The sequence below is a fragment of the Paenibacillus caseinilyticus genome, from assembly GCF_027533645.1.
GTDB lineage: Bacteria > Bacillota > Bacilli > Paenibacillales > NBRC-103111 > Paenibacillus_G > Paenibacillus_G caseinilyticus.
Genome location: NZ_JAQAGY010000037.1, coordinates 18,918 through 38,046, shown reverse-complemented (window position 1 = coordinate 38,046; position 19,129 = coordinate 18,918). Strand labels below are relative to the sequence as shown.

At 55.8% G+C, this 19,129-nt stretch carries 15 protein-coding genes and 1 pseudogene; 5 read left to right on the top strand and 11 right to left on the bottom strand.

Annotated features, from left to right (window positions below):
* The first annotated feature begins 74 nt into the window (after window positions 1-74).
* Complete coding sequence (locus O9H32_RS31375; protein ID WP_269870028.1) at window positions 75-962, top strand: LysR family transcriptional regulator; 888 nt, start codon at window positions 75-77, stop codon at window positions 960-962.
* Window positions 963-1,186: 224 nt separating this feature from the next.
* On the opposite strand, the gene O9H32_RS31370 is transcribed toward O9H32_RS31375, so the two are convergent.
* The 5 genes from O9H32_RS31370 to O9H32_RS31350 all read right to left on the bottom strand — a co-directional run bounded on the left by O9H32_RS31370 (window position 1,187) and on the right by O9H32_RS31350 (window position 8,547).
* Window positions 1,187-2,974 (bottom strand): sensor histidine kinase, encoded by a 1,788-nt coding sequence (locus tag O9H32_RS31370; protein WP_269870027.1) that lies wholly within the window; start codon window positions 2,972-2,974, stop codon window positions 1,187-1,189.
* A gap of 28 nt (window positions 2,975-3,002) precedes the next feature.
* Window positions 3,003-4,568, bottom strand: coding sequence for a response regulator (locus O9H32_RS31365; protein ID WP_269870026.1), 1,566 nt, complete (start codon window positions 4,566-4,568; stop codon window positions 3,003-3,005).
* A 329-nt stretch (window positions 4,569-4,897) separates the two neighbouring features.
* A complete protein-coding gene (locus O9H32_RS31360) occupies window positions 4,898-6,553 on the bottom strand; it encodes an extracellular solute-binding protein (RefSeq protein ID WP_269870025.1) in 1,656 nt (551 codons plus the stop codon).
* Window positions 6,554-6,638: 85 nt separating this feature from the next.
* Window positions 6,639-7,535, bottom strand: a complete 897-nt coding sequence (locus O9H32_RS31355; RefSeq protein ID WP_269870024.1) for a carbohydrate ABC transporter permease — start codon at window positions 7,533-7,535, stop codon at window positions 6,639-6,641.
* A gap of 55 nt (window positions 7,536-7,590) precedes the next feature.
* The gene (locus O9H32_RS31350; RefSeq protein ID WP_269870023.1) at window positions 7,591-8,547 is read right to left on the bottom strand and encodes an ABC transporter permease; all 957 of its coding nucleotides are present in this window, start codon (window positions 8,545-8,547) and stop codon (window positions 7,591-7,593) included.
* Between the two features lie 363 nt (window positions 8,548-8,910).
* On the opposite strand from O9H32_RS31350, the gene O9H32_RS31345 reads away from it, so the two are divergent.
* Window positions 8,911-9,357 (top strand): GNAT family N-acetyltransferase, encoded by a 447-nt coding sequence (locus O9H32_RS31345; RefSeq protein ID WP_269870022.1) that lies wholly within the window; start codon window positions 8,911-8,913, stop codon window positions 9,355-9,357.
* A 322-nt stretch (window positions 9,358-9,679) separates the two neighbouring features.
* A complete protein-coding gene (locus O9H32_RS31340) occupies window positions 9,680-10,612 on the top strand; it encodes a glycoside hydrolase family 43 protein (RefSeq protein WP_406627434.1) in 933 nt (310 codons plus the stop codon).
* Between the two features lie 113 nt (window positions 10,613-10,725).
* On the opposite strand, the gene O9H32_RS31335 is transcribed toward O9H32_RS31340, so the two are convergent.
* The 6 genes from O9H32_RS31335 to O9H32_RS31310 all read right to left on the bottom strand — a co-directional run bounded on the left by O9H32_RS31335 (window position 10,726) and on the right by O9H32_RS31310 (window position 15,553).
* Entirely contained in the window at window positions 10,726-11,217 is a 492-nt protein-coding gene (locus O9H32_RS31335) for a hypothetical protein (RefSeq protein ID WP_269870020.1), read from the bottom strand.
* Window positions 11,218-11,270: 53 nt separating this feature from the next.
* Window positions 11,271-11,546, bottom strand: coding sequence for a hypothetical protein (locus O9H32_RS31330; protein WP_269870019.1), 276 nt, complete (start codon window positions 11,544-11,546; stop codon window positions 11,271-11,273).
* 27 nt (window positions 11,547-11,573) lie between these two features.
* Window positions 11,574-12,293 (bottom strand): hypothetical protein, encoded by a 720-nt coding sequence (locus O9H32_RS31325; protein WP_269870018.1) that lies wholly within the window; start codon window positions 12,291-12,293, stop codon window positions 11,574-11,576.
* Between the two features lies 1 nt (window position 12,294).
* A complete protein-coding gene (locus O9H32_RS31320) occupies window positions 12,295-13,119 on the bottom strand; it encodes a permease prefix domain 1-containing protein (RefSeq protein ID WP_269870017.1) in 825 nt (274 codons plus the stop codon).
* The gene (locus O9H32_RS31315) at window positions 13,082-13,444 is read right to left on the bottom strand and encodes a PadR family transcriptional regulator (RefSeq protein WP_269870016.1); all 363 of its coding nucleotides are present in this window, start codon (window positions 13,442-13,444) and stop codon (window positions 13,082-13,084) included. Before O9H32_RS31315 ends, O9H32_RS31320 begins: the two co-directional genes overlap by 38 nt.
* Before the next feature lie 177 nt (window positions 13,445-13,621).
* Entirely contained in the window at window positions 13,622-15,553 is a 1,932-nt protein-coding gene (locus O9H32_RS31310) for a methyl-accepting chemotaxis protein (RefSeq protein WP_269870015.1), read from the bottom strand.
* A gap of 220 nt (window positions 15,554-15,773) precedes the next feature.
* Between O9H32_RS31310 and O9H32_RS31305 the strand changes: the two are divergent.
* Both O9H32_RS31305 and O9H32_RS31300 read left to right on the top strand, forming a co-directional pair.
* Window positions 15,774-16,955 (top strand): annotated as a pseudogene (locus O9H32_RS31305) (transposase); the annotation flags it as partial.
* Window positions 16,956-17,510: 555 nt separating this feature from the next.
* Window positions 17,511-19,106, top strand: coding sequence for an ATP-binding protein (locus O9H32_RS31300; RefSeq protein WP_269870014.1), 1,596 nt, complete (start codon window positions 17,511-17,513; stop codon window positions 19,104-19,106).
* Window positions 19,107-19,129: the final 23 nt, after the last annotated feature.

Sequence of the window (19,129 nt, the reverse complement as noted above, 5' to 3'; positions counted from 1 at the left end):
TAGGCGACCCATATGAAAAGGATCTGTTTTATGGGATAATCATACCCAAAAGGTATGGAAGAGGAGCGTGTACCATGGATATCCGGCAGCTGCGCTACTTTATGGCCATTGCAGAAGAAGGGGGCATTACCCGGGCGGCTAAAGTGCTCAATATCGAACAGCCGCCGCTCAGCCGCCAGCTCAAGCAGATGGAACAGGAGCTCGGCGTCACCCTGTTCGACCGCAGCGGGGGACGTCTGAAGCTGACGCCGGCCGGCGAGCGGCTCAGGCACCGGGCGCAGGGCCTGCTGCTGCAGTTTCACGAGACGCTGCAGGAAGTGAAGGAGCTCGAGGACGGTGTAAGAGGCGTGCTATCCATCGGCTCGGTCGTCTCCTGCATCTCGCTTCTGCCGCCGAAGATCGAGGTGTTCCGGGAGCTTCATCCCGATATCACCTTCAAGATCCAAGAAGGGGACCATTACCAGCTGGGAGAGCAGCTTCAGAAGCGCAGCATCGACCTGATCCTCGCGCGTCTTCCCTTCGAAGGGGCGGGAGATACCGAGCATGCCGTGCTGCGCCTGCCCTCTGACCCGTTCGTCGCTGTCATTCCCCCTCACTGGAGCGACCGCTTCTCGGGGGAGAGCATCCGCATGCAGGAGCTCGCGGACGTTCCGTTCCTCAGCCTTAAGACGGAGAAGACGACCGGCATGCACGAGAAAGTGATGAAAGAGTGCCGGCTGCACGGCTTCGAGCCCCGGGTCATTGGCGAATGCTCCAGCGTGGCCATTATTATCGCGCTGGTTGCGGCAGGGATCGGCGCCACCGTATTTCCGGCATCGGTCATGGCTTCCTTCCCGCTGCCGCAAATCCGTACGCTGAGGGTCGCGGATACCGATGTCCAATCCGATGTCGGCATCCTGTGGCTGACGGACCGGTACTTATCCAAGACCGCCCGCCGGTTCATCCAGATGTTCGCGACGTGACACGGGACAAGGGCTTCCCTGCCAGACCGGCTGCACTGCTCCGCCTAGGAGCCCCGGAGCCCTTGCCTCTCCGCCGGACTCGGACGCGCAGGCCCCACTGCTGCCTGCGGCTCTCCCCGCGGGAGCCTGGCGGACGGGACCGGTCCCCCCCCCCCCCCCCCCCCCCCCCCCCCCCCCCCCCCCCCCCCCCCGTACGAACCGCCCTTCCGGCGGGGCGCAGCAGCTTACGACGCCTGACCCGGCTCCTGTGCACCGGCTGCTTCCCCCGCCAGTGCCGGTATGCGGATCAGCACCCCGGTTCCCATCCCGGGGCGGCTCGCGATCGACACGCCGTACTCCGCGCCGTAATGCAGCCGGATGCGCTGGTCGACATTGCGGATGCCGTACCCCACGTTCTGGCCCTGCACCGGGTCGAGAATTTGCCGGATGAGCCCGGGGTCCATGCCGATGCCGTCATCGATAATTTTGAACGCCACCGCCCCCTCCTCCAGCCTTCCGACGATGCGGATGTGGATGTGATCCCCGCACCACGCATGCTCCAACGCATTCTCGATGAACGGCTGCAGGATCAGCTTCACGGTCGTGAACGGCAGGATGTCCGGCTCGATGTCGAAGAGGATGCGCAGCCGCTCCTCATACTTGATCTTCTGGATGTTCAGGTAAGCCTGCGCCTGGGTGAGCTCGTCGCTCACCGGGATCACCGTACGCCCCTCGTTGAGCGAGAGCCGGTAGAACTTCGCCAGGTCGAGCACCATCTGCTGCAGCTTGTCCGTTTGGCCGAACTTGGCCAGCCGGGAGATGGACGAGAGGGTGTTGTACAGGAAGTGCGGATTGATTTGCGCCTGCAGCGACTCGAGCTCCGCCTCTTTCTTCTCGATCCGGGTCAGATACACCTCTTGGATGAGATTGCCCGTGTGCTGCCCCATCTCGTTCAGCGCTTCCGAGATCTGGGTGAACTCATCCTTGCCCTTGAAGTGAATCCGCCGGTCGAACTCCCCTTCCTGGAACGAGTCGAGCACCTTCACGATCTTCGACACCCGGCGCGAGAAGTAGCGAGAGATGAAGAACCCGATGAAGAAAAAGACGATGATGCATCCAAGGCAGGTGAGCAGCGTCAGGGTCCGCACCCTCTCCGTATCCCGCTCCGTAATGTCCGGAGGGACAACCGCCGTAAGCTTCCAGGGAAGCCCGGGAAGCTCCTCCCCGATGAGCAGACGGCCCGAAGGTTCCCCGCTCCACAAGTCGTCCCCCTGCGCCGCATCGCTTCCCGAAGAAATCACGACGGAATGCCGTTCTTCATCCGCCACGAGCAGCGTCGTCCCTTGGCCGATTTTGGTATAATCGACGCTCTTGAACAGATCCGCCAGCCGGACGGAGACGCGGATGAACCCCATCTCCTTCAGGTCCACCGGATTCCTCGTATCGACCAGGCGCCGCAGCAGCGAGATCCGTCCGTACTGCGCATCATCTTCCACCTGCTGCCACTTCATCGTCACCCCATACTTCTCGGCCGGATAGGCTTGGTACCAAGGCTTATCCGTGATTCTCCTGATGTGATAGAGATCGAACAGCTGGTTCTTCATCGACAGCGGGTCCGCCCCGCCATAGTTCAAATACACCTCCGGCAGCGTCTCATTATGAAGATAAACGGACAGCCAGAGCCGGCCCGAGGACGTCTCGAGCGTCGAGCGGAGCTTCGGGAGCAGGAATTTCGTGGTCGCCTCGTAGCTCACCCACCCATCTTGATAATGCCGAAGGTGGGCGGCGAGCGTAGTGTCGAAGTACAGCAGGTCCGAGATGCGCTTCGTGTCCTCCATCTTGTAGCCGATATTATCCTTCATCTGCTGAAGCGTACCCTGGATATTCTCCCGCGTCTGCTCCCGGATCGAACTCACGAAGATGGAGTTGGCCGTGTAGCCGACGAGCATCACGGGAATCAGGATCAGCACGCAGAAGCTCAGCATAAGCTTATAGCCGAAGGGCAGATACTTCGATTGCCGCCATGTTCTCATGATTGTCCCCCCAGCCGCATCGCGCGGGCTAATGCTTGCGCCTGTATTCGAGCGGCGTCATGCCGTACGTTTCCTTGAACTGCCGGGAGAAATACGGCAGATAGCGGTAGCCCACACTCTCGGCAATCTCATAGATCTTGAGCTTGCTCTCCCGGAGCAGCTCACAGGCCTTCTCCATCCGCAGTGCGATCAGGTATTCGCTGAAGCCCCGCCCCGTCTCCTCCTTGAAGAGATGGCCGAGATAGTTCGGTGAGAACGAGAACTGCTCCGCCACATCCTTCAGCGTGATATTCTCCGCCAGGTGCGTCCGCAGGTAGTCCTTCACTTCGCTGGCCAGCTTCCAGTTCTTGTTCTGCCGCCTCAGCTGCAGCCGCTCGGAGATTTCGAACACCCGCCGGCGCAGCCACGAATGAATATCCGAGATCGTCTCGAAGCGGTGCAGGATATCGAGATCCTGCAGCTCCATGCCGAGCAGGGAGTACAGGTCTTCGTTCATCGTCCGGAGCCGCTCATCGAGCTTCAGCAGAAGCGCCAGCGCAAAGTTATGGATCGTGAAGCGGGACTTGAGGTTCATCGCCACCTGGAAGAAGCGCTGCAGCTCGTCGTGGATCCGGACGAGATCGTAATTGGCCATCGCCTCGAACAGGGCATCAAGCTGGAGGTCGAGCTTACGCGAATCCTCGCGCTGCGCCACCCGGAGCTGGCCATACGGGATCACCCGGCCTTTGCCGTAGAACATCTTGTAATCCAGCGCCTCGGAAGCCTGTGCATACGAAGCCTGCAGGGCCGTGAGCGACAGGGCCGGATCTCCAAGGCCTACCGTGACCGTGAAGGCGCTGTCGTCGTCGAAGTGCCGAAGCACCTGCTCCGCCAGATCCGGCCCCCGCTCCGGCAGCAGCAGCATGATCCGCTGCCGTCCTACCTTGCATACGTGCTCGATCCCGAGCCGGCCGCTCAGCTCCATGACCTCCGAGAAGAAGAGCTGCAGCTCCCCGGCAGTGTCGAGGCCGTCAGGCAGACCCAGCTTCCATGCGAGGTCGTCTATCTCCAGTACGGCCGCACGTCCCGGCCACTCCCAGCCGCTCATGCCATAGTCCTTTCCGAGCGTCTGCAGCACTTCCGCTCCCGGACTGCCTTCGAGCAGCCGGACCATGTACTCGTTCTTCGCGACCGGAATCAGCTGCTTATAAGCAAGATCCGCCGCCTGCCTAGCCCGCTCCTGGTCGAGCTGCCCCCGGACCTTCACCAGGGAATCGATCAGCTCTTGGTCATCCATCGGCTTCAGCACATAGCTGCACGCATTGAGCGCGATCGCCTGTTTTACATAATGGAAATCCTGGTATCCGCTTACAAAGATGACGCGAAGCTCCCCCTGCTTCTCGATCGCCCGCTTGGCGAGCTCCAGGCCCGACATATTCGGCATCCGGACATCCGTCACCAGAATATCGACGCTCTCGGTCTCGAGCACTTTGCAGGCGGCGAAGCCGTTCGTTACGGCATCCACGACTTCCATCCCGAGGTCCTTCCAGGGAATGAAGGTCTTCATTCCTTCGAGATCGAGGTTTTCGTCATCCGCGAGCAGCACTCTGTACATCCTCATCCACCTCCTCCGGATCCGATATCCCGCCTGTCGGCGTCCTTTAAGATCTCTGCGTGCCAGTCCATACTGTTGGTGCACCGTAGGGAATGGGCATGGGGTTCCACTTATTCCCTCTCTAATCTAAAGCTGCACGCCGAACTGCTATAAATTCTATTATACCATGATAAAAGGTTTCGCCGTCTTTGAGGGACGATGCGCGTTTATAAGAAATACAAGATTACGGTATCGAGCTCTGGCGGGATATAAATTCTAGTATTCATACAAAAGAAGGATATACTTTTCAGTATACCCTTCCGTTGCGGTTTGGCAATATCGGCTAACGCTTACTTGCCGCCCTTCATCTTCTTCAGGTTGTCCTGCCACTTCTGCGTTCTGTAGTCAAGCAGCTTCTGGTAGCCTGCCGCCATCGCATCCTTCTCCGCCTTGTCCAGGATCGCGGTCACTTCCTCATCGCTCTTCGCGAAGAGGGCTTTGGCCCGCACTTCCAGGAACAGGTCGCTGATCGTCTGGTCGAGAATCCCTTCCGGGGAATCCGGAGACGGTCTGAGGTTGATGAACTCGGTCGCATTCGCCTGCGTCTTCCAGGCGATCTCGGACTGCCAGCGGGTTGCCCAGTTGCGCTTCTCTTCCGGCAGCGTGTTCTCGTACTTTGCTTTGGTCGAATCGATATAGACCGTGTTGCCGTTCCACATCAGGTTGGTCGTCACGCCTTGCAGCTTCGTCAAGCCTGCCACATCGGTCGCATACTTCTCGGTGAACTTAGGCGTGATGCCGTCCGCTTCGACACCGTCCCAGTACGTTCCCGGAGGTCCCCACATCTGGATGCGCTGGCCTTCCGGACCGGTGTACCAGTCGAGGAAGGCGAAGATCGCTTCCGGGTCCTTAGCCGCTTTGGTGATCAGCGATACGTTCCAGCCGAGCTGGGTATACGTGCCAGGGAAGATTTTGTTCTTGTCGAGGCCCGGCTTGTGGATCGGCCAGATCATGAAATAGCCGGCTTCGGGGTCTTTGGCCTTCAGCGCCGTGTGGGCTTTCAGCCCGATATCGGTCGGACTGGATCCGGCGAACACCGCCACGTTGCCGTTCATGATTTTCTCCGTAATCTGGTCGAGCGTCTGGGTCATGGCATCTTGGGTCATGAGCTTCTCACGGAAGAGCTTGCTCGCATACTGCGTCGATTCGCGGAACACGGGATCGGCGAAGATCGAGGTCAGTTTATCGCCCCTTGGCACGCCACGTACGGCAAGACCCGGATAATCGTACAGGTGATTCTCCCCGAAGGCCGTGTACAAGGCATTGAGTCCTTGTCCGTCCTTGGCCAGATGCGTCTCGAACGGGATGACATTCGGGTACTTCTCTTTGACTGCCTTGAGGTAGACGTACAGGTCGTCCGTCGTCTCGAGCTTCGGCGAGCCGAGTTCCTTGTAGATCTTCTTGTTGACGATATAGCCCGCGTTGCCGTTCGGCTGGTTCGTGTACCAGTTCGGGAACTGGTAGATCTTGCCGTCCGGGGAACGGAGCATATTCAGTCCCTCTTCGCCCATCCACTTCTTCAGGTTCGGGTACTTCGCGAGATAATCGTCGAACGCCACCAGCATGCCGGCTTCGCGCAGCTTCTCCACTTCCGCCCCCCGGTCCGCCCAGATCACATCGGGGAGCTCGTTCGACGCGATCATCGTATTGAGCTTCTGCTTGGCTGCGCCGCCCGAATTCACGGCGGTCACGGTGACCTTCTTGTTCTCCTTGATCCACTTCGAAGCGGCATCCTCGCCCCACGGCGGCATCGTGTACCAGTCATAGTGCCCGTAGAAGGTAAACTCCAGCGGTTTCCCGCCTACTTCTACGGCCGCCCCCGCCTTGCCCGTCTCCGGACTCGCTGCCGGAGGCGTCTGGCTCCCGCTGCCGCTGCATCCGGCCAGCAGTGATACCACGGTAAGCACCGCCGCATTCACGGCTGCACAGGTTTTTTGTTTGTTCATTGCCGTTAACCCCTCTCCATCATTCGGAATTATATGTGAACAGCACTTGCTTGTAAAACCGGAGCCACGCGGGGCGACAGCATTCTCAGCCTTTGAGCGAGCCGACCAGTACGCCCTTGACGAAATACTTCTGCACAAACGGGTACACGAGCATAATCGGAACGGTCGCCACCATCATCGTAGCCATCGACAAGGACTTCGTCGTGACAGTCTGCATCTGGCCGATCCGCCCTTGGGCCGCCGAATCCATCTGCGCCATCTGTTCGCTCATGATATTGGAGTTCAGAATCTGCCTCAGCATCGTCTGGATCGGGAACAGCTCCTGCTTGGTGATATAGATGCTCGGCAAGAACCATTCGTTCCAGTGGTACACTGCCGTGAAGAGACCCAGTGTCGCCACAACCGGACCGGAGAGCGGCATGACGATACGGAGGAAGGTACCCCAGTTGCCGCAGCCGTCGATCTTCGCCGATTCTTCGAGACCTGCCGGCAGCTCCTGGAAGAAGGTGCGGAAGATGATCATATTCCACACGGAGATCAGCGACGGGATAATGAAGACCCAGAAGGAATTCATCATGCCGAGACCGCGGATGAGCAGGAAGGTCGGGATGAGCCCCCCGCTGAAATACATGGTGACAATGCAGATGACCATATAGTATTGGCGGCCCATCAGCTCCCGCTTGGAGAGCCCGTAGGCGAACAGAGCCGTGGCCAGGACCGATAATACGGTTCCCGCTGCCGTACGCAGCACCGAGACGCCGAAGGCATTCAGAATGCGCTTATCATTGAAGACGACGTCGTAATTCTCCCAGGTGAAGGCCCGTGGCCAGAACGTTACGCCGCCGAGCATGGTATCCGCGCCTTTGTTGACCGAGATGACGGCCGCGTTCCAGAACGGATAGAATGTAGTAAAAGCCAGCAGGGCCAGCATCGCATAAATCAAGCCGAGCACGATGCGGTCCGAAGTGCTGTGCCGGATCATATGACCTCTCTCCTCTCCATATTCGTGTAGGACATGGGCAGCCGGCCGGGGCTTCCTACCACAGGGAATTCCCCGAACGGCGAGCCGCATAGTTCGCCACGGCGAGCAGTCCTACAGAGATCACGGCTTTGAACAATCCGACGGCGGTTGCGTATGAATACCGGGAGTTCTGAATCCCCACGCGGTAGACATACGTGTCGATGACGTCCGACACTTCCCGCAGCACAGGGTTGACGCCGATGAGGAGGATATCCTCGAAGCCCGCGTTGAGCAGGTTGCCGATGGCGAGGATCAGGAAAATGATGATGACCGGCATCATGCACGGGATCGTAATCAGGAACATCTGCTTGAGCTTGCCCGCCCCGTCCATCTCCGCAGCTTCATACAGATGCGGATCGATGCCGGCGATGGCCGCCAGGTATACGATCGAGGCGAACCCAATCTCCTTCCACACGCCGGTCGCCACAAGCACCGTCCAGAAGTATTGGGGCAGCGAGAGGAAATTCACCGGCTCATCGATCAATCCGGCCGCTACCAGAGCAATGTTAACGCTTCCGTTATCCGTCGAGAGCATCGACATGACGAAGCCTGCCACGATAACCCAAGAGAGAAAGTGCGGCAGATAGGATACCGTCTGCACGACCCTCTTGAACATCGCATGCTTCACTTCATTGAGCATCAAGGCGAGCAGGATCGGTGCCGGGAAGCCAACGATGAGCTTGAGGAGCGAGATCACGAGCGTATTGCGCATGACCGTCATGAACTCCGGAGATTGGAAGAACATGTTGAAGTGCTTCAGCCCTACCCAGGGACTGTCGTTCATGCCGCCAAAGATGTTGTAATCCTGAAAAGCCATCAGCACGCCGTACATCGGAATGTAGCTGAAGACAAAGATCAGGAGCAGTGGGGGCCACACCATGAGCTGGATATCCAGCTGCCCCATGAACCGCTTCAGCGGTCCCTGCTTGGAGCGGGGTTTGGCGGCTTCGCCGCTTACCGTAAGTTCTGCCACTTCTACGCCTCCTTCCTGCAATGGGCTGGTTTCTTGCCTTGATCCACTGCCGTTTCCATGTCTTAATTGTATCCGTCTGCTCCCCCGCCATCTATCTGTCTAATCAACTAAAAATGATACTTTTCAATGATGAATATCACGTTTAAATGTAAGATTATGTAACGCATATAGTAATAAAATATTTCATAATTGAGGTTGCTGCTCCTAAACCGTCGGTTATTATTCCGGACGCTCCCCTTATTGGGATGCTATACGTATAAGGCCCCGCTTTTCCCTGCTAAAACACGTTTTAGTCGTGAATTTATTGTATTTTTATTCATAATTATGTATAATTATAATAAAATAGCAAGCGAGGGATAACGCATGTCCGTTAGCATTCGAAGAGCGGCTCGGGAAGATGTATCCGACATCACCGGGCTGATGTATGAGTATATTGTTGGTTTTTATCAAAACCCTTGGCCCGGACAGGAGACCATCCAAGCTTTGGCGGAGAGGCTGTTGAAGGAGGAGGCCGGCGTGCAGTTTGTCGCGGAGCAGGAGGGCCGGCTGATCGGGTTCGCCACGCTGTACTTCTCCATGAGTACCATGAAAGCGAAACCCATTACCGTCATGAACGACCTGTTCGTAAGGGAGCCGTACCGTGAAGCGGAGGCGGAATCGCTGCTTTTCGCCGCGTGCCGCGACTATACCATCGAACAGGGCTATGCCTCGATGACCTGGATTACGGCTCCCGGGAACGTGCGCGCCCAGCAGCGGTTTGATGAATGGGGCGGCAGGAGGGGGAATTGGGTCTCTTATTCCATCCCCTGAGGCATGTCGCATGAAGACGCGATGGACAGGCTGCAGAGCTCCTTTGCAGCCATTTTACATATGTTTATAAATATATAAACTAATAAAAGTAAATATTGACAAAATAATATGAATTAATTAACATATATTTAAGAATGGATGCGCTTACAGGTTAATGAATTTACTTTCTACACCTCAGCGCATCCATCCTTTCTCTTTCATTCTTATCCACAAAGAAGGTGAAGTCTCCCGCCCGCTGGCCCGTTCAACCGCATTCCCCATTATCCCATCCCGAAAGGAAGCGATACTCATGAACAAAAACAAAACAAAGAAAAAATGGCTGATGTCCGCCGTTCTCGGCTGCACGATGCTCCTGACCTCCGTCGTTCCGGCCAGTGCGGCCTTCTGGAATCTGACCGGCGACATCGGCGTACATGACCCGTCCATCATCAAAGAAGGCAGCTCCTATTATACTTTCTCGACCGGCAAGGGTCTGCAGGTGCTGCGCTCCGATAACGGCACGAGCTGGTACCGCACGCCGCAGATTTTCTTGCAACCGCTATCATGGTGGAAGACCTATGTGCCGGGCAACACGAACAATGACGTCTGGGCGCCGGACATCCACTACTTCAACGGCCGTTACTGGCTCTACTATTCGATCTCGACCTTCGGCTCCCGCACGTCCCTGATCGGTCTGACGTCGACAGCCAGCATCACCTCCGGGCAATGGCGCGACGACGGCCTCGTCATCCGCACTACGCAGGAAGGCAATGATTACAACGCCATCGATCCGAACCTGACGATCGACGCGAGCGGCCAGCCGTGGCTGTCCTTCGGCTCGTTCGGCAGCGGACTGAAGCTGGTGAAGATCGATAAGGCCACGATGAAGCCGACCGGCAGCATCACGACCATCGCGAAGCGCACAACCAACGGCGGAGCCATCGAGGCTCCTACTATCACGTACCGCAACGGATACTACTACCTGTTCGCTTCCATCGACTACTGCTGCCGCGGCGTGGACAGCACCTACAAGATGGTGTACAGCCGCTCGACTTCCATCACCGGCCCGTATGTCGACAAGAACGGCGTCTCTATGTTGAACAACGGCGGCACGGTTCTGGACAGCGGCAACACCAGGTGGAAAGGCCCCGGCCATCAAGATGTGTATAATAACAATATCATCGTCAGACATGCATACGACGCGAACGACAACGGCGCGCCGAAGCTGCTGATCAACGACCTGCTGTGGGATTCCGCCGGCTGGCCGACGTATTAATCCGCATGGAGGCTCGACTCGCTCCGGATGGATGAAGTCCTCCTATGCCAAAAAGGCGTACAATCGGGCTCTGCCCCTTTGTACGCCCTTTTAGCATGGACATCCGGCTCCTCTCACGGATTCCCGCTTCCCGGCACGGATATCGTGCCGTCGCTCTGCTCGGTATAGTCCGATGTGCAGCGCGCTGTGCCTCTCCCCGGTGAATTCGGATCGGCATCCAGTATACAGAGCCGCTTAAGCACCTTATAGCGGTCCCCCTTACGGATGACAAAGTAGTCTATGGGAGGCCACTCCGTTCCATCCGAATAGTGAGCCGTTACGGATACGCGTATCCGGTCCGGATCGGAGGCATCCGCCTTTCCGATCTCGAGCGAGGTTAACGCCAGCCCCTCCTGCGTCTCGTCGTTCATCATCGCCGTGAAATAGTCACGGACGATGGCTTCTCCCTGTTCCTCCGGATCTGCTGCCACAGCTTCTGCAGGCCGGCTTGTTCGTTCTTCGGGCGTTTGGGTGCTTTTCCAATATTCCGCGCCGAAGACAGCCGCCCCCAGGGAGGCGAGCAGAATCATCATAAGAACAAGAACCTGTCCGGTTTGACCGAACACGATAATCACCTCTCCCCGAGCCTCTAAGCACTTCGTTCCTGCGTGCACTGTGCCTACGAACTCCCTCCCGTGTATCTTGCACGCTCTGCATAAGGAATCCGGTCGAGCAAAGGCTGCGCGTCCCGCAAGGCTTCCGCAGGCAGCTTCGCTGCCCTCACATCCTTCACAATTTGGCTCATCCGCCTATAGTCCTCCGCTGAGATCATCGTTCCCACTATAAGAACCCACCGGCCCCCTTTGCGAACGGCCGGATACGTATAGTCATATGGCCTGCCCTCCGAGACCGTATGCAGCTTCACTTCCGCTACCCCCTTCCCGAGCGGCTGCACAGATAGGATTGCAGCCTCCGCGTACATCTAGGCAATGCGCTTGTCTTCCTGAATCTGAGCTTGTTTGCTGGGGACTAGCCGGCTCTCGGCATACTTGGCAGCCTCCTCCGGGTCCCCTTGCAGCAAAGCAGCTGCATACCCGCGAACCACGCTCTTCAATTCCATTTCTGCATCAGCAGGACTCCATTCTCCTGCCCACCAGACCATTCCCGCAGCGCACACCATAAGCGCACATGCCGCCTTGCGGTGGAGTGGAGGTGCCAATGCATGCCATCTGTTCAAGAAGACGGCCGGAAGAATGACCAGCCACACCACGGCCAGTCCTCCCATGATCCAGCCATAGCGTGCCTGCTCCTCCGTGCTATTCAGCGCCAGCATGCCAAAAAGAGACACGTCCACACCGGGCAGATGAGGAAGATCGACGGCCGCCCTGGCGCAGAGCAGACCCAGACCGAGCGAGAGCACCGTTCCCGAAAGGAGGCTCGCCCCCAGGGACCTCCGGCTGAGGATGTACGGAACAACTGCCGCGCAGCCTATACCTGCCACTAGCAGCAAAGCAGCATAGGCCAACGCTCCCTCATCCGTCACAGGCGTAAGAATGCCCAGCCTCCCGTAGCCGGCCTCACTCCCCTCGGCCTTTTGAATCAGAATGCGCGCCCCTTGCAGGGCGCCGAATAACCCGGCAATCCGAAAGTAAAACATCATGCTCATCTGCAGACGATGCAGCCGAAGCGTCACCTTTCCCATGTCAATCCCCTCTTGTCCGTACCGGCTTGTGATTCTGCAACTGCACGTATAGATGCGCGAAGGCAAGGAAGCACGCCAGGACGAAGAGACGGATCAAGACTCCCTCGAGCCAATTCAGCAATTCGCCCCAAGCAGGGGGGTGAACTCCATCCATGACGGAGAACCCGTATACATTCAAGCTTTTGAACATCCCAAAAGTAACGTACAGTAGAGCAAGGAACAAAGGAAGCGCGGAGACGCCGATGTTCTTCGTCATCTTCAGCAGCAGAAGGCCCCACAGGAACATCAGCGCGAGGAACACCTGATAACTCCTCCAATCCGGAGCGTAGCTGCTCATCATTGAGCCGAACCATTGCACGGCTTCGGGCAGCCCGATCGCAAGGCATACATGCAGGAACCCATAGGGCAGGAGCGCGGCCAGCAGGCCAATCCGGTCGATGCGGCTGCGGGTCGCCAGCAGAAACAAGACAGGAGCCAGGAGCGTAAGCGGAATAAGCGGCAGCACCAAGGTATCGTCGTACAATCGAAACTGGTTCTGAAGATAGCACGCGACGAACGAGGCCAGAAGCAGCAAGGATACCTGCAGGATGACATCCACGCTCGCCCCGTACGTCTGCCGGGTCAGATCCCGGCGCAGCATGCGCGGATCGCCGAACTGCCGCAGCGTCCGCTCCAGCGCTTCATCCCCGGTGGCTCCTTCAGCAGCCAGTTCTTCGACAGTACAGTCGATATGGGTCCGCATCTCCGCCTTCCACTCCGCCTTCTCCCCTGCCGTCAGAAAGGTTCCCCTAAGGATTCGGTTCAGATAGCGGTCCGCCTTGTCCATGCCTCAGCCCTCCAAGAAATTGGTTAATGATCTGCGTATTGCGTACCCAGGATTCCCTGCTCCCGGCAAGCTTCCCCTGCCCTTCCTCCGTAATCCGGTAATACCTCCGCCGCGGTCCCGCTTCCCGCTCGTCCCAGTAGCCTTCTATAAAGCCGTTCGCCTCCAGACGTTTCAGCGCAGGATAAAGCGTACCTTCTTTCAGTTCGAAGGCACCCTCGGTCGAGGCATTCACGATCTTGGTAATCTCGTACCCATAGGCATCCCCGTTCTGCAGGACAGAGAGGATGATCGCATCGATATAGCCTTTGATCATCTCGTTGCGCATGACCCGCCTCCTACTATGTTATTCTATGTATACAGAATAGCTTGGTATAAAATGCAAAGCATGAGGCTAAATATCCATTTTTATACAAGGGAAAAAGTACCTGGACAACAGAAAAGGCCCCCATTCCTTAGAATGGAGGCACAGCACATGCTATGTGTTTATTGGGTTTGTGCCGTTTTACACTTGAAACTTCGAAGTAATCGACTTGAGTTCCTGCGCCATCTTGTGGAGGGAAGACGCGGAATGGGACATCTCCTGCATGGAGGCCAGCTGCTCTTCCGTCGCTGCGGATACCGTCTCGGTTCCGGCAGCCGTTGCATCCGCAATGCCGGCGACTTGGTCGATGGAGTGGGATACCTGCTCGACGCTGGCGGCAATCTGCTGGATAGCTGCCGAGACCTGCTCGATCTGGCCCGCTACATCGTTGACGGAAAGATCGATATCTTCGAATTTCTCGCCGGCCGTCTGCACGGCCACAATCCCGTCCGCCACTTCCTGCACGGCGACGTCCATGCTGCCGATAGCCATCTTCGTCTCGGCCTGAATCAAGGACACGAGCTCGGCGATCTGCTTGCTGGAAGCGGCCGACTGCTCGGCCAGCTTGCGCACCTCACTGGCTACTACGGCGAAGCCCTTGCCCTGCTCGCCTACCCGTGCCGCTTCGATGGCGGCGTTGAGCGCAAGCAGGTTCGTCTGGTTCGCCAGGCCCGAGATCATGCCGCTGATCTTGCCGATCTCGTCGGAACGGGCGCCGAGCCCCTGCACCGCTCCTGCCAAGCCGCCTACCGTTTCCCGGATGGACTTCATCTGATCCACGGCCGAGCTGACGACCTTGTTGCCTTCGCGGGACTTCTCCAGCGTCTGTACGGCCGAAGCTGCCGCATCGGAAGTGTTGGCAGCTACATGCTGGACGGACAAGGTCATTTCTTTCATCGCATGAGCGCTGGACTCTACGGACTGCACCTGCTTATCGGAGCCTGTAGCGACTTCTTGAATGATCGTCACGATCTGTTCGGTAGCCGTGCCGGTCTCATTGGCCCCCACAGTGAGCTGTTCGGCCGAAGAAGCCAGCAGCTCCATATTCCCGCTGACCCGGGAGATGACTTCACGCAGGTTCGCCGACATGCGGTTGAACGCGGAGGCCAGTTCGCCAAGTTCGTCGCTGCTGCGAATCGTGATCGTCTCGGTCAGATCGCCGTCGCTGATCTTCTGGGCAGCGGCACGCATGACGCGGATCGGCCCGAGAATGGAGCGGATAAAGAAGAAGGCGACAAGAAATCCTAAGAGAAGCGCACTTACTACAACAAGCACGGTCGTGTTAAAGATTCCTTGCGTGGACTTCTCCACCTCCGACTTGAACATCGACCCCAAGAGCTTCCAGCCTGTCAGCTCATTCGTGTAGTAGACCATGTTCTTCTCGGCGCCTTCGTACATATAAGTGAATTCGCCCTGCTGCCCGGTATACACCTGGTCAAAGTAGGCTTCTTTGGACTCCGTTCCGCTCTTGATTACGGGATGGACAACCGTCTTGCGGTTTTTATCCAGAATGAACGAGTAGCCCTCGTCGCCGATTTTGGCCAGCTTTGTGAACTCCATGATGTTCTTCAGATTGATATCGATCCCGATGACGCCGGACTTATCGGCGAGCATTTGCACTATGCTGACGACCACATCGCCGGTGGAAGCTGTTACGTACGGATCGGTGATGACAACCTTGCCCCCCTGTTTCATCGCGTCTTGGTACCAAGGCCGTTGCCGGGGATCGAAGTCAGGCGGCAGATCTTCTTTGGGCGAGACGTACATCTTGCCCTGTTCGGTACCGACATAAGCAGCTATGATATCCGGATGCAGGGCCACATACTGTGTTAAATTTGTTTCAAGCTGAGGAAGCTGCGCCGGGGTGTAGAGCGAAGCATCCAGAGTCTTCGCAAAATAATTCATATCATGAACCTTGGCCTTCATACTGTTGTCGATCGTCGAGTTCAGCATTTGCAGGTTGTCCATGGCGCTTCCATGAATCTTGGTGTTGATCTCATTCTTCGCGCTGGTATAAGACAAAATACCGATCGTCAAGCTCGGAAGCAGCAGAATGCCTGCAAATACCGTCATAAATTTCGTTTTCAGGCTCCATACGCTCCTGGAGTGCCCTGTATTTTTCTGTTTCATAGGATACCCTCGCATTTTTTTATAGTATGAATGAATTTCATAATCCCTAAGTCTTGCTAGGCTTGAGTTTTTGAGGCATCAAAAAAGGAGTACCTCCCCAAATCTCGAAGTGTTAGGTCACCACAACCACACATAGAGATGAAAGGATGAACTCCCTATGTACAGGGTTATGGAGCGAATTCCCACAATGAAAGATCTCATTAGACGATTAACCCGAAGTGTGGAATTCAGTTTACAATGCGGGTTCCTGGGCTCGGATCGTATTCCAAGCGAGGCTTCTTACAGCAGAATGATCCGGAAACTGCAGGGATCTTCTGTGTTTCAAGAAACGCATAGCCGCTTGATCCATCAGGCGTTCCAAGAAGGCTTTATTGATGCGACGGCTGTTGCTATGGATGCTACACATATCGAGGCAAGAGACCGTCAGCCCAAAAAACAAGCAACGGAAAACTCCAATGCACTGCCTGCTGAACTTCCGAAGAAGAAGCGCGGTCGCAAATCTAAAGCAGAACGAGATCAGTGGCTGCAAGAGCAAATGGAGTTGGAGGCAAATCGGTCTTTATTTGAGAAAAAGGTCGAAGCGCAGCTTCCATATTCATTCGCTGAACTGTCCGAACAGATTCCCCTTGCGCCGGAATGGGGCGTAAAGAAAAACTCGGAAGGTAAGAACGTGTTCTGGTATGGCTTTAAAGGACATCTGCTCGTCGATTGTAAAAGCCAGTATATACTGACCGCATTGCTGTCTTCCGGTAATGTCAATGATGCAAAGCTGGCCATTCCCTTACTAAAATCGTTGGCCGAGCACCATTCATATCTGAAGATTGATTATGTGCTTGCGGATGCCGGATACGACCTGGTTCCGGTTTACCAGCAGTCGCAAACTCTCGGGGCCAGGGCACTTATTGATTACAACCGTCGCAACGAACAACCCAAAGAAGGGAAGGACAAGTATTTCCGTCCTGTCTGCAAGGAAGGTCATAGCTATCGCTACGATAGCTTCGATCCCCAATACGAAACGCTCAAGTACACAACACCTAAAGAATGTGCCACCCGCCCCTTTAACGATGGAGAGTGCCAGAAAGTTCATAAGGTGAAAGTGGCATCCGATGTTCGGAAATATACGGTTCCGGCTCGCGGCAGCGATCGTTACCATGAGTTGTACAAGAAGCGAACGGCAGTGGAACGAGTAAACGCCTATTTGAAGGAATACTTTCAACTTGCCAATATTCGTCATCGTGGAAAGCTAGCTAAAGTCGATTTTCAGTTATCTTGTTTGGTGTATACAGCTTGTAAATTAACCATTGATCGAGTGAAGCTCCGTCGTTCTGGTAACGTTGCTGCGTAATCTTTTTTTGAAATAGAACCCTGATTTCCTGAATCTACAACCTTAAACAAAGATCATTATGAAATTGATTCAGTATGCTATATATATCGGCAAAGTAATATAAGATTCGACAGTTTTTTTCGCAAACCCATTTCATTATTTTCAAAAAAGATTACTTATACCTCCTGCAAGCTTACTCAACTCTAATGAGGTCTGCGGCTAACCGCCGCAGACCTTTTGTTACGCCAGTTACGATGTTGCAGCCAAGACATTTCTCTTAAGGGAATCACTCCGTCCTTGCCGTTCGCATGCAGGTCCCCGCAGATGGGCATGCCCTGCCGCGACGTAGCCCCCATGGCACGGGAAGCCCATGTAACGTACGATCCCGTATGCTAAGCACGAAGCGCCCGATTCTTTATGTGTCAAACGCCTCAAAACAATGTAAAATAATAGGGACACCTACTTATGTATCCCTCCTCCCCCGGCAACGGGCAGGGAGACGTTAAACAAACCAATCCTTGGTACCGATGTATAGTAGTGTAAAATCTGAATCGTTCATAGCAAGGGAGACGTCTCATGAGCATAGATATCGTTACCGAATCGAAACAGCGGTGTATCGAATGGGGCATGAAGCCGCATGAAATCCCAGTTCCCGTCACGGTCCTTACCACGCAGGAACTGAAACGGAGCCAGGATAAATACCATGCGATTCTTTCGGTGGTCGAATATTTTGGCAAGAAGCTCGTCAAGCTTCTCGACGGTCCCCCCATCATGATTCTGATTGCGAATCACGAGGGATTCGTCCTCTCGCTCTTCGGCGATGAGAATATCCGCCAGATGATGAACCAGCTTGGCATTAACGAAGGCATCCAGTTCAGCGAGAAGGAGATGGGAACGAACGTCGTCCACATGGCCATGCTCCACAACAAGAGCATTCAGTTAGTCGGCCCCCAGCATTTTCACGAGGTCTTGTGGCAGACCGCCTGCTACTGCGTTCCTTTTCAATTCAACAAAGTCAATAATCTGTCCGGTACGATCGCCATCATGACGGCGACCGAGTATCACTCTCCGTTCATCCTCCCCCTGCTTACCAGCATGGTGGACTCCATGGAACGCGAGCTTCTGCTCCGTCAGGCCAGCCGGGACCAGACCATTATCAACGACCTTATGATCAACACGATGAACAACGGGGTTATCATCACCGATGCCAAAGGCAACATCCAGGAGTTCAACTCGTTCGCCGAGAAGATTACGAACCGCTCCCGGGATCACGTCATCGGCAACCCGATCTTCGCCTTCGAGCAGTTCGGCAATTATATCTATAATGTGCTGAAGAACAAGCAGCGGTTCCAGGATATCGAGCTGACTTTCACGAATTCGCTGGATCACCGGACTATCTGCCTCTTCGACGCCATGCCGATCTTCGGCGACCGGGGAAGCCTGATCGGAGCTTATGCCCAGTTCCGCGACATTACGGAGCGGTATGATCTGGAGAAGCAGATCATCACGTCGGAGAAATTCTCGGCGATCGGCAAGCTTGCCGCGGGGCTGGCCCACGAAATCCGCAATCCGCTGACGTCGGTTATGGGGTTCATCTACCTGCTCCGGGAGCGGTCCACATCGGAGTCGGAGCTCGGCTATCTCGATTTGATCTATGCTGAGCTCGAATCCATGAAGCATCTCGTATCGGACTTCGTCATGATGGCCAAGCCCGGCTCGCCCGACCGCAAGGATGTCATTATCGAAGATTTGCTGCGGGACACCGTTCGTTTTATGGAAAGCCAGGCCAAGCTGAATTCATCCACCATCACAGACGCGATTCAGACAGAGGGCACCCAGATGCGGATCGATCCGGTCCAGATCAAACAGGTGCTGATCAACCTTGTCCAGAACGCTTTGGAAGCCATGCCCGACGGGGGGGACGTTAAAGTGGAGTCGAGGCTCCTGATTCATCCCAAGAATCGTTACTTAATTACCATTTCGGATGAAGGAACTGGCATGACCGATGACGAAATGAGAGAGGTGATGAACCCATTCTTTACTACTAAAGAAGCTGGGCTCGGCCTGGGCTTATCGACCTGCTACCGGATCATCGAGAATCACAAAGGCATCTTGTCATTCACATCCCAAAAAGGAAGAGGCACGAAATTTACCATAGATCTTCCCATATAAGGAGATCGGGGTATTCGTCCCGC

Excerpts from the sequence above, each read along its gene's own strand:
- O9H32_RS31325 (WP_269870018.1), bottom strand. The coding sequence starts at position 12,293 with ATGGGAAAGGTGACGCTTCGGCTGCATCGTCTGCAGATGAGCATGATG.
- O9H32_RS31360 (WP_269870025.1), bottom strand. The coding sequence starts at position 6,553 with ATGAACAAACAAAAAACCTGTGCAGCCGTGAATGCGGCGGTGCTTACC.
- O9H32_RS31365 (WP_269870026.1), bottom strand. The coding sequence starts at position 4,568 with ATGTACAGAGTGCTGCTCGCGGATGACGAAAACCTCGATCTCGAAGGA.
- O9H32_RS31345 (WP_269870022.1), top strand. The coding sequence starts at position 8,911 with ATGTCCGTTAGCATTCGAAGAGCGGCTCGGGAAGATGTATCCGACATC.
- O9H32_RS31320 (WP_269870017.1), bottom strand. The coding sequence starts at position 13,119 with ATGGACAAGGCGGACCGCTATCTGAACCGAATCCTTAGGGGAACCTTT.
- O9H32_RS31375 (WP_269870028.1), top strand. The coding sequence starts at position 75 with ATGGATATCCGGCAGCTGCGCTACTTTATGGCCATTGCAGAAGAAGGG.
- O9H32_RS31315 (WP_269870016.1), bottom strand. The coding sequence starts at position 13,444 with ATGCGCAACGAGATGATCAAAGGCTATATCGATGCGATCATCCTCTCT.
- O9H32_RS31370 (WP_269870027.1), bottom strand. The coding sequence starts at position 2,974 with ATGAGAACATGGCGGCAATCGAAGTATCTGCCCTTCGGCTATAAGCTT.
- O9H32_RS31340 (WP_406627434.1), top strand. The coding sequence starts at position 9,680 with ATGTCCGCCGTTCTCGGCTGCACGATGCTCCTGACCTCCGTCGTTCCG.
- O9H32_RS31310 (WP_269870015.1), bottom strand. The coding sequence starts at position 15,553 with ATGACGGTATTTGCAGGCATTCTGCTGCTTCCGAGCTTGACGATCGGT.
- O9H32_RS31355 (WP_269870024.1), bottom strand. The coding sequence starts at position 7,535 with ATGATCCGGCACAGCACTTCGGACCGCATCGTGCTCGGCTTGATTTAT.
- O9H32_RS31300 (WP_269870014.1), top strand. The coding sequence starts at position 17,511 with ATGAGCATAGATATCGTTACCGAATCGAAACAGCGGTGTATCGAATGG.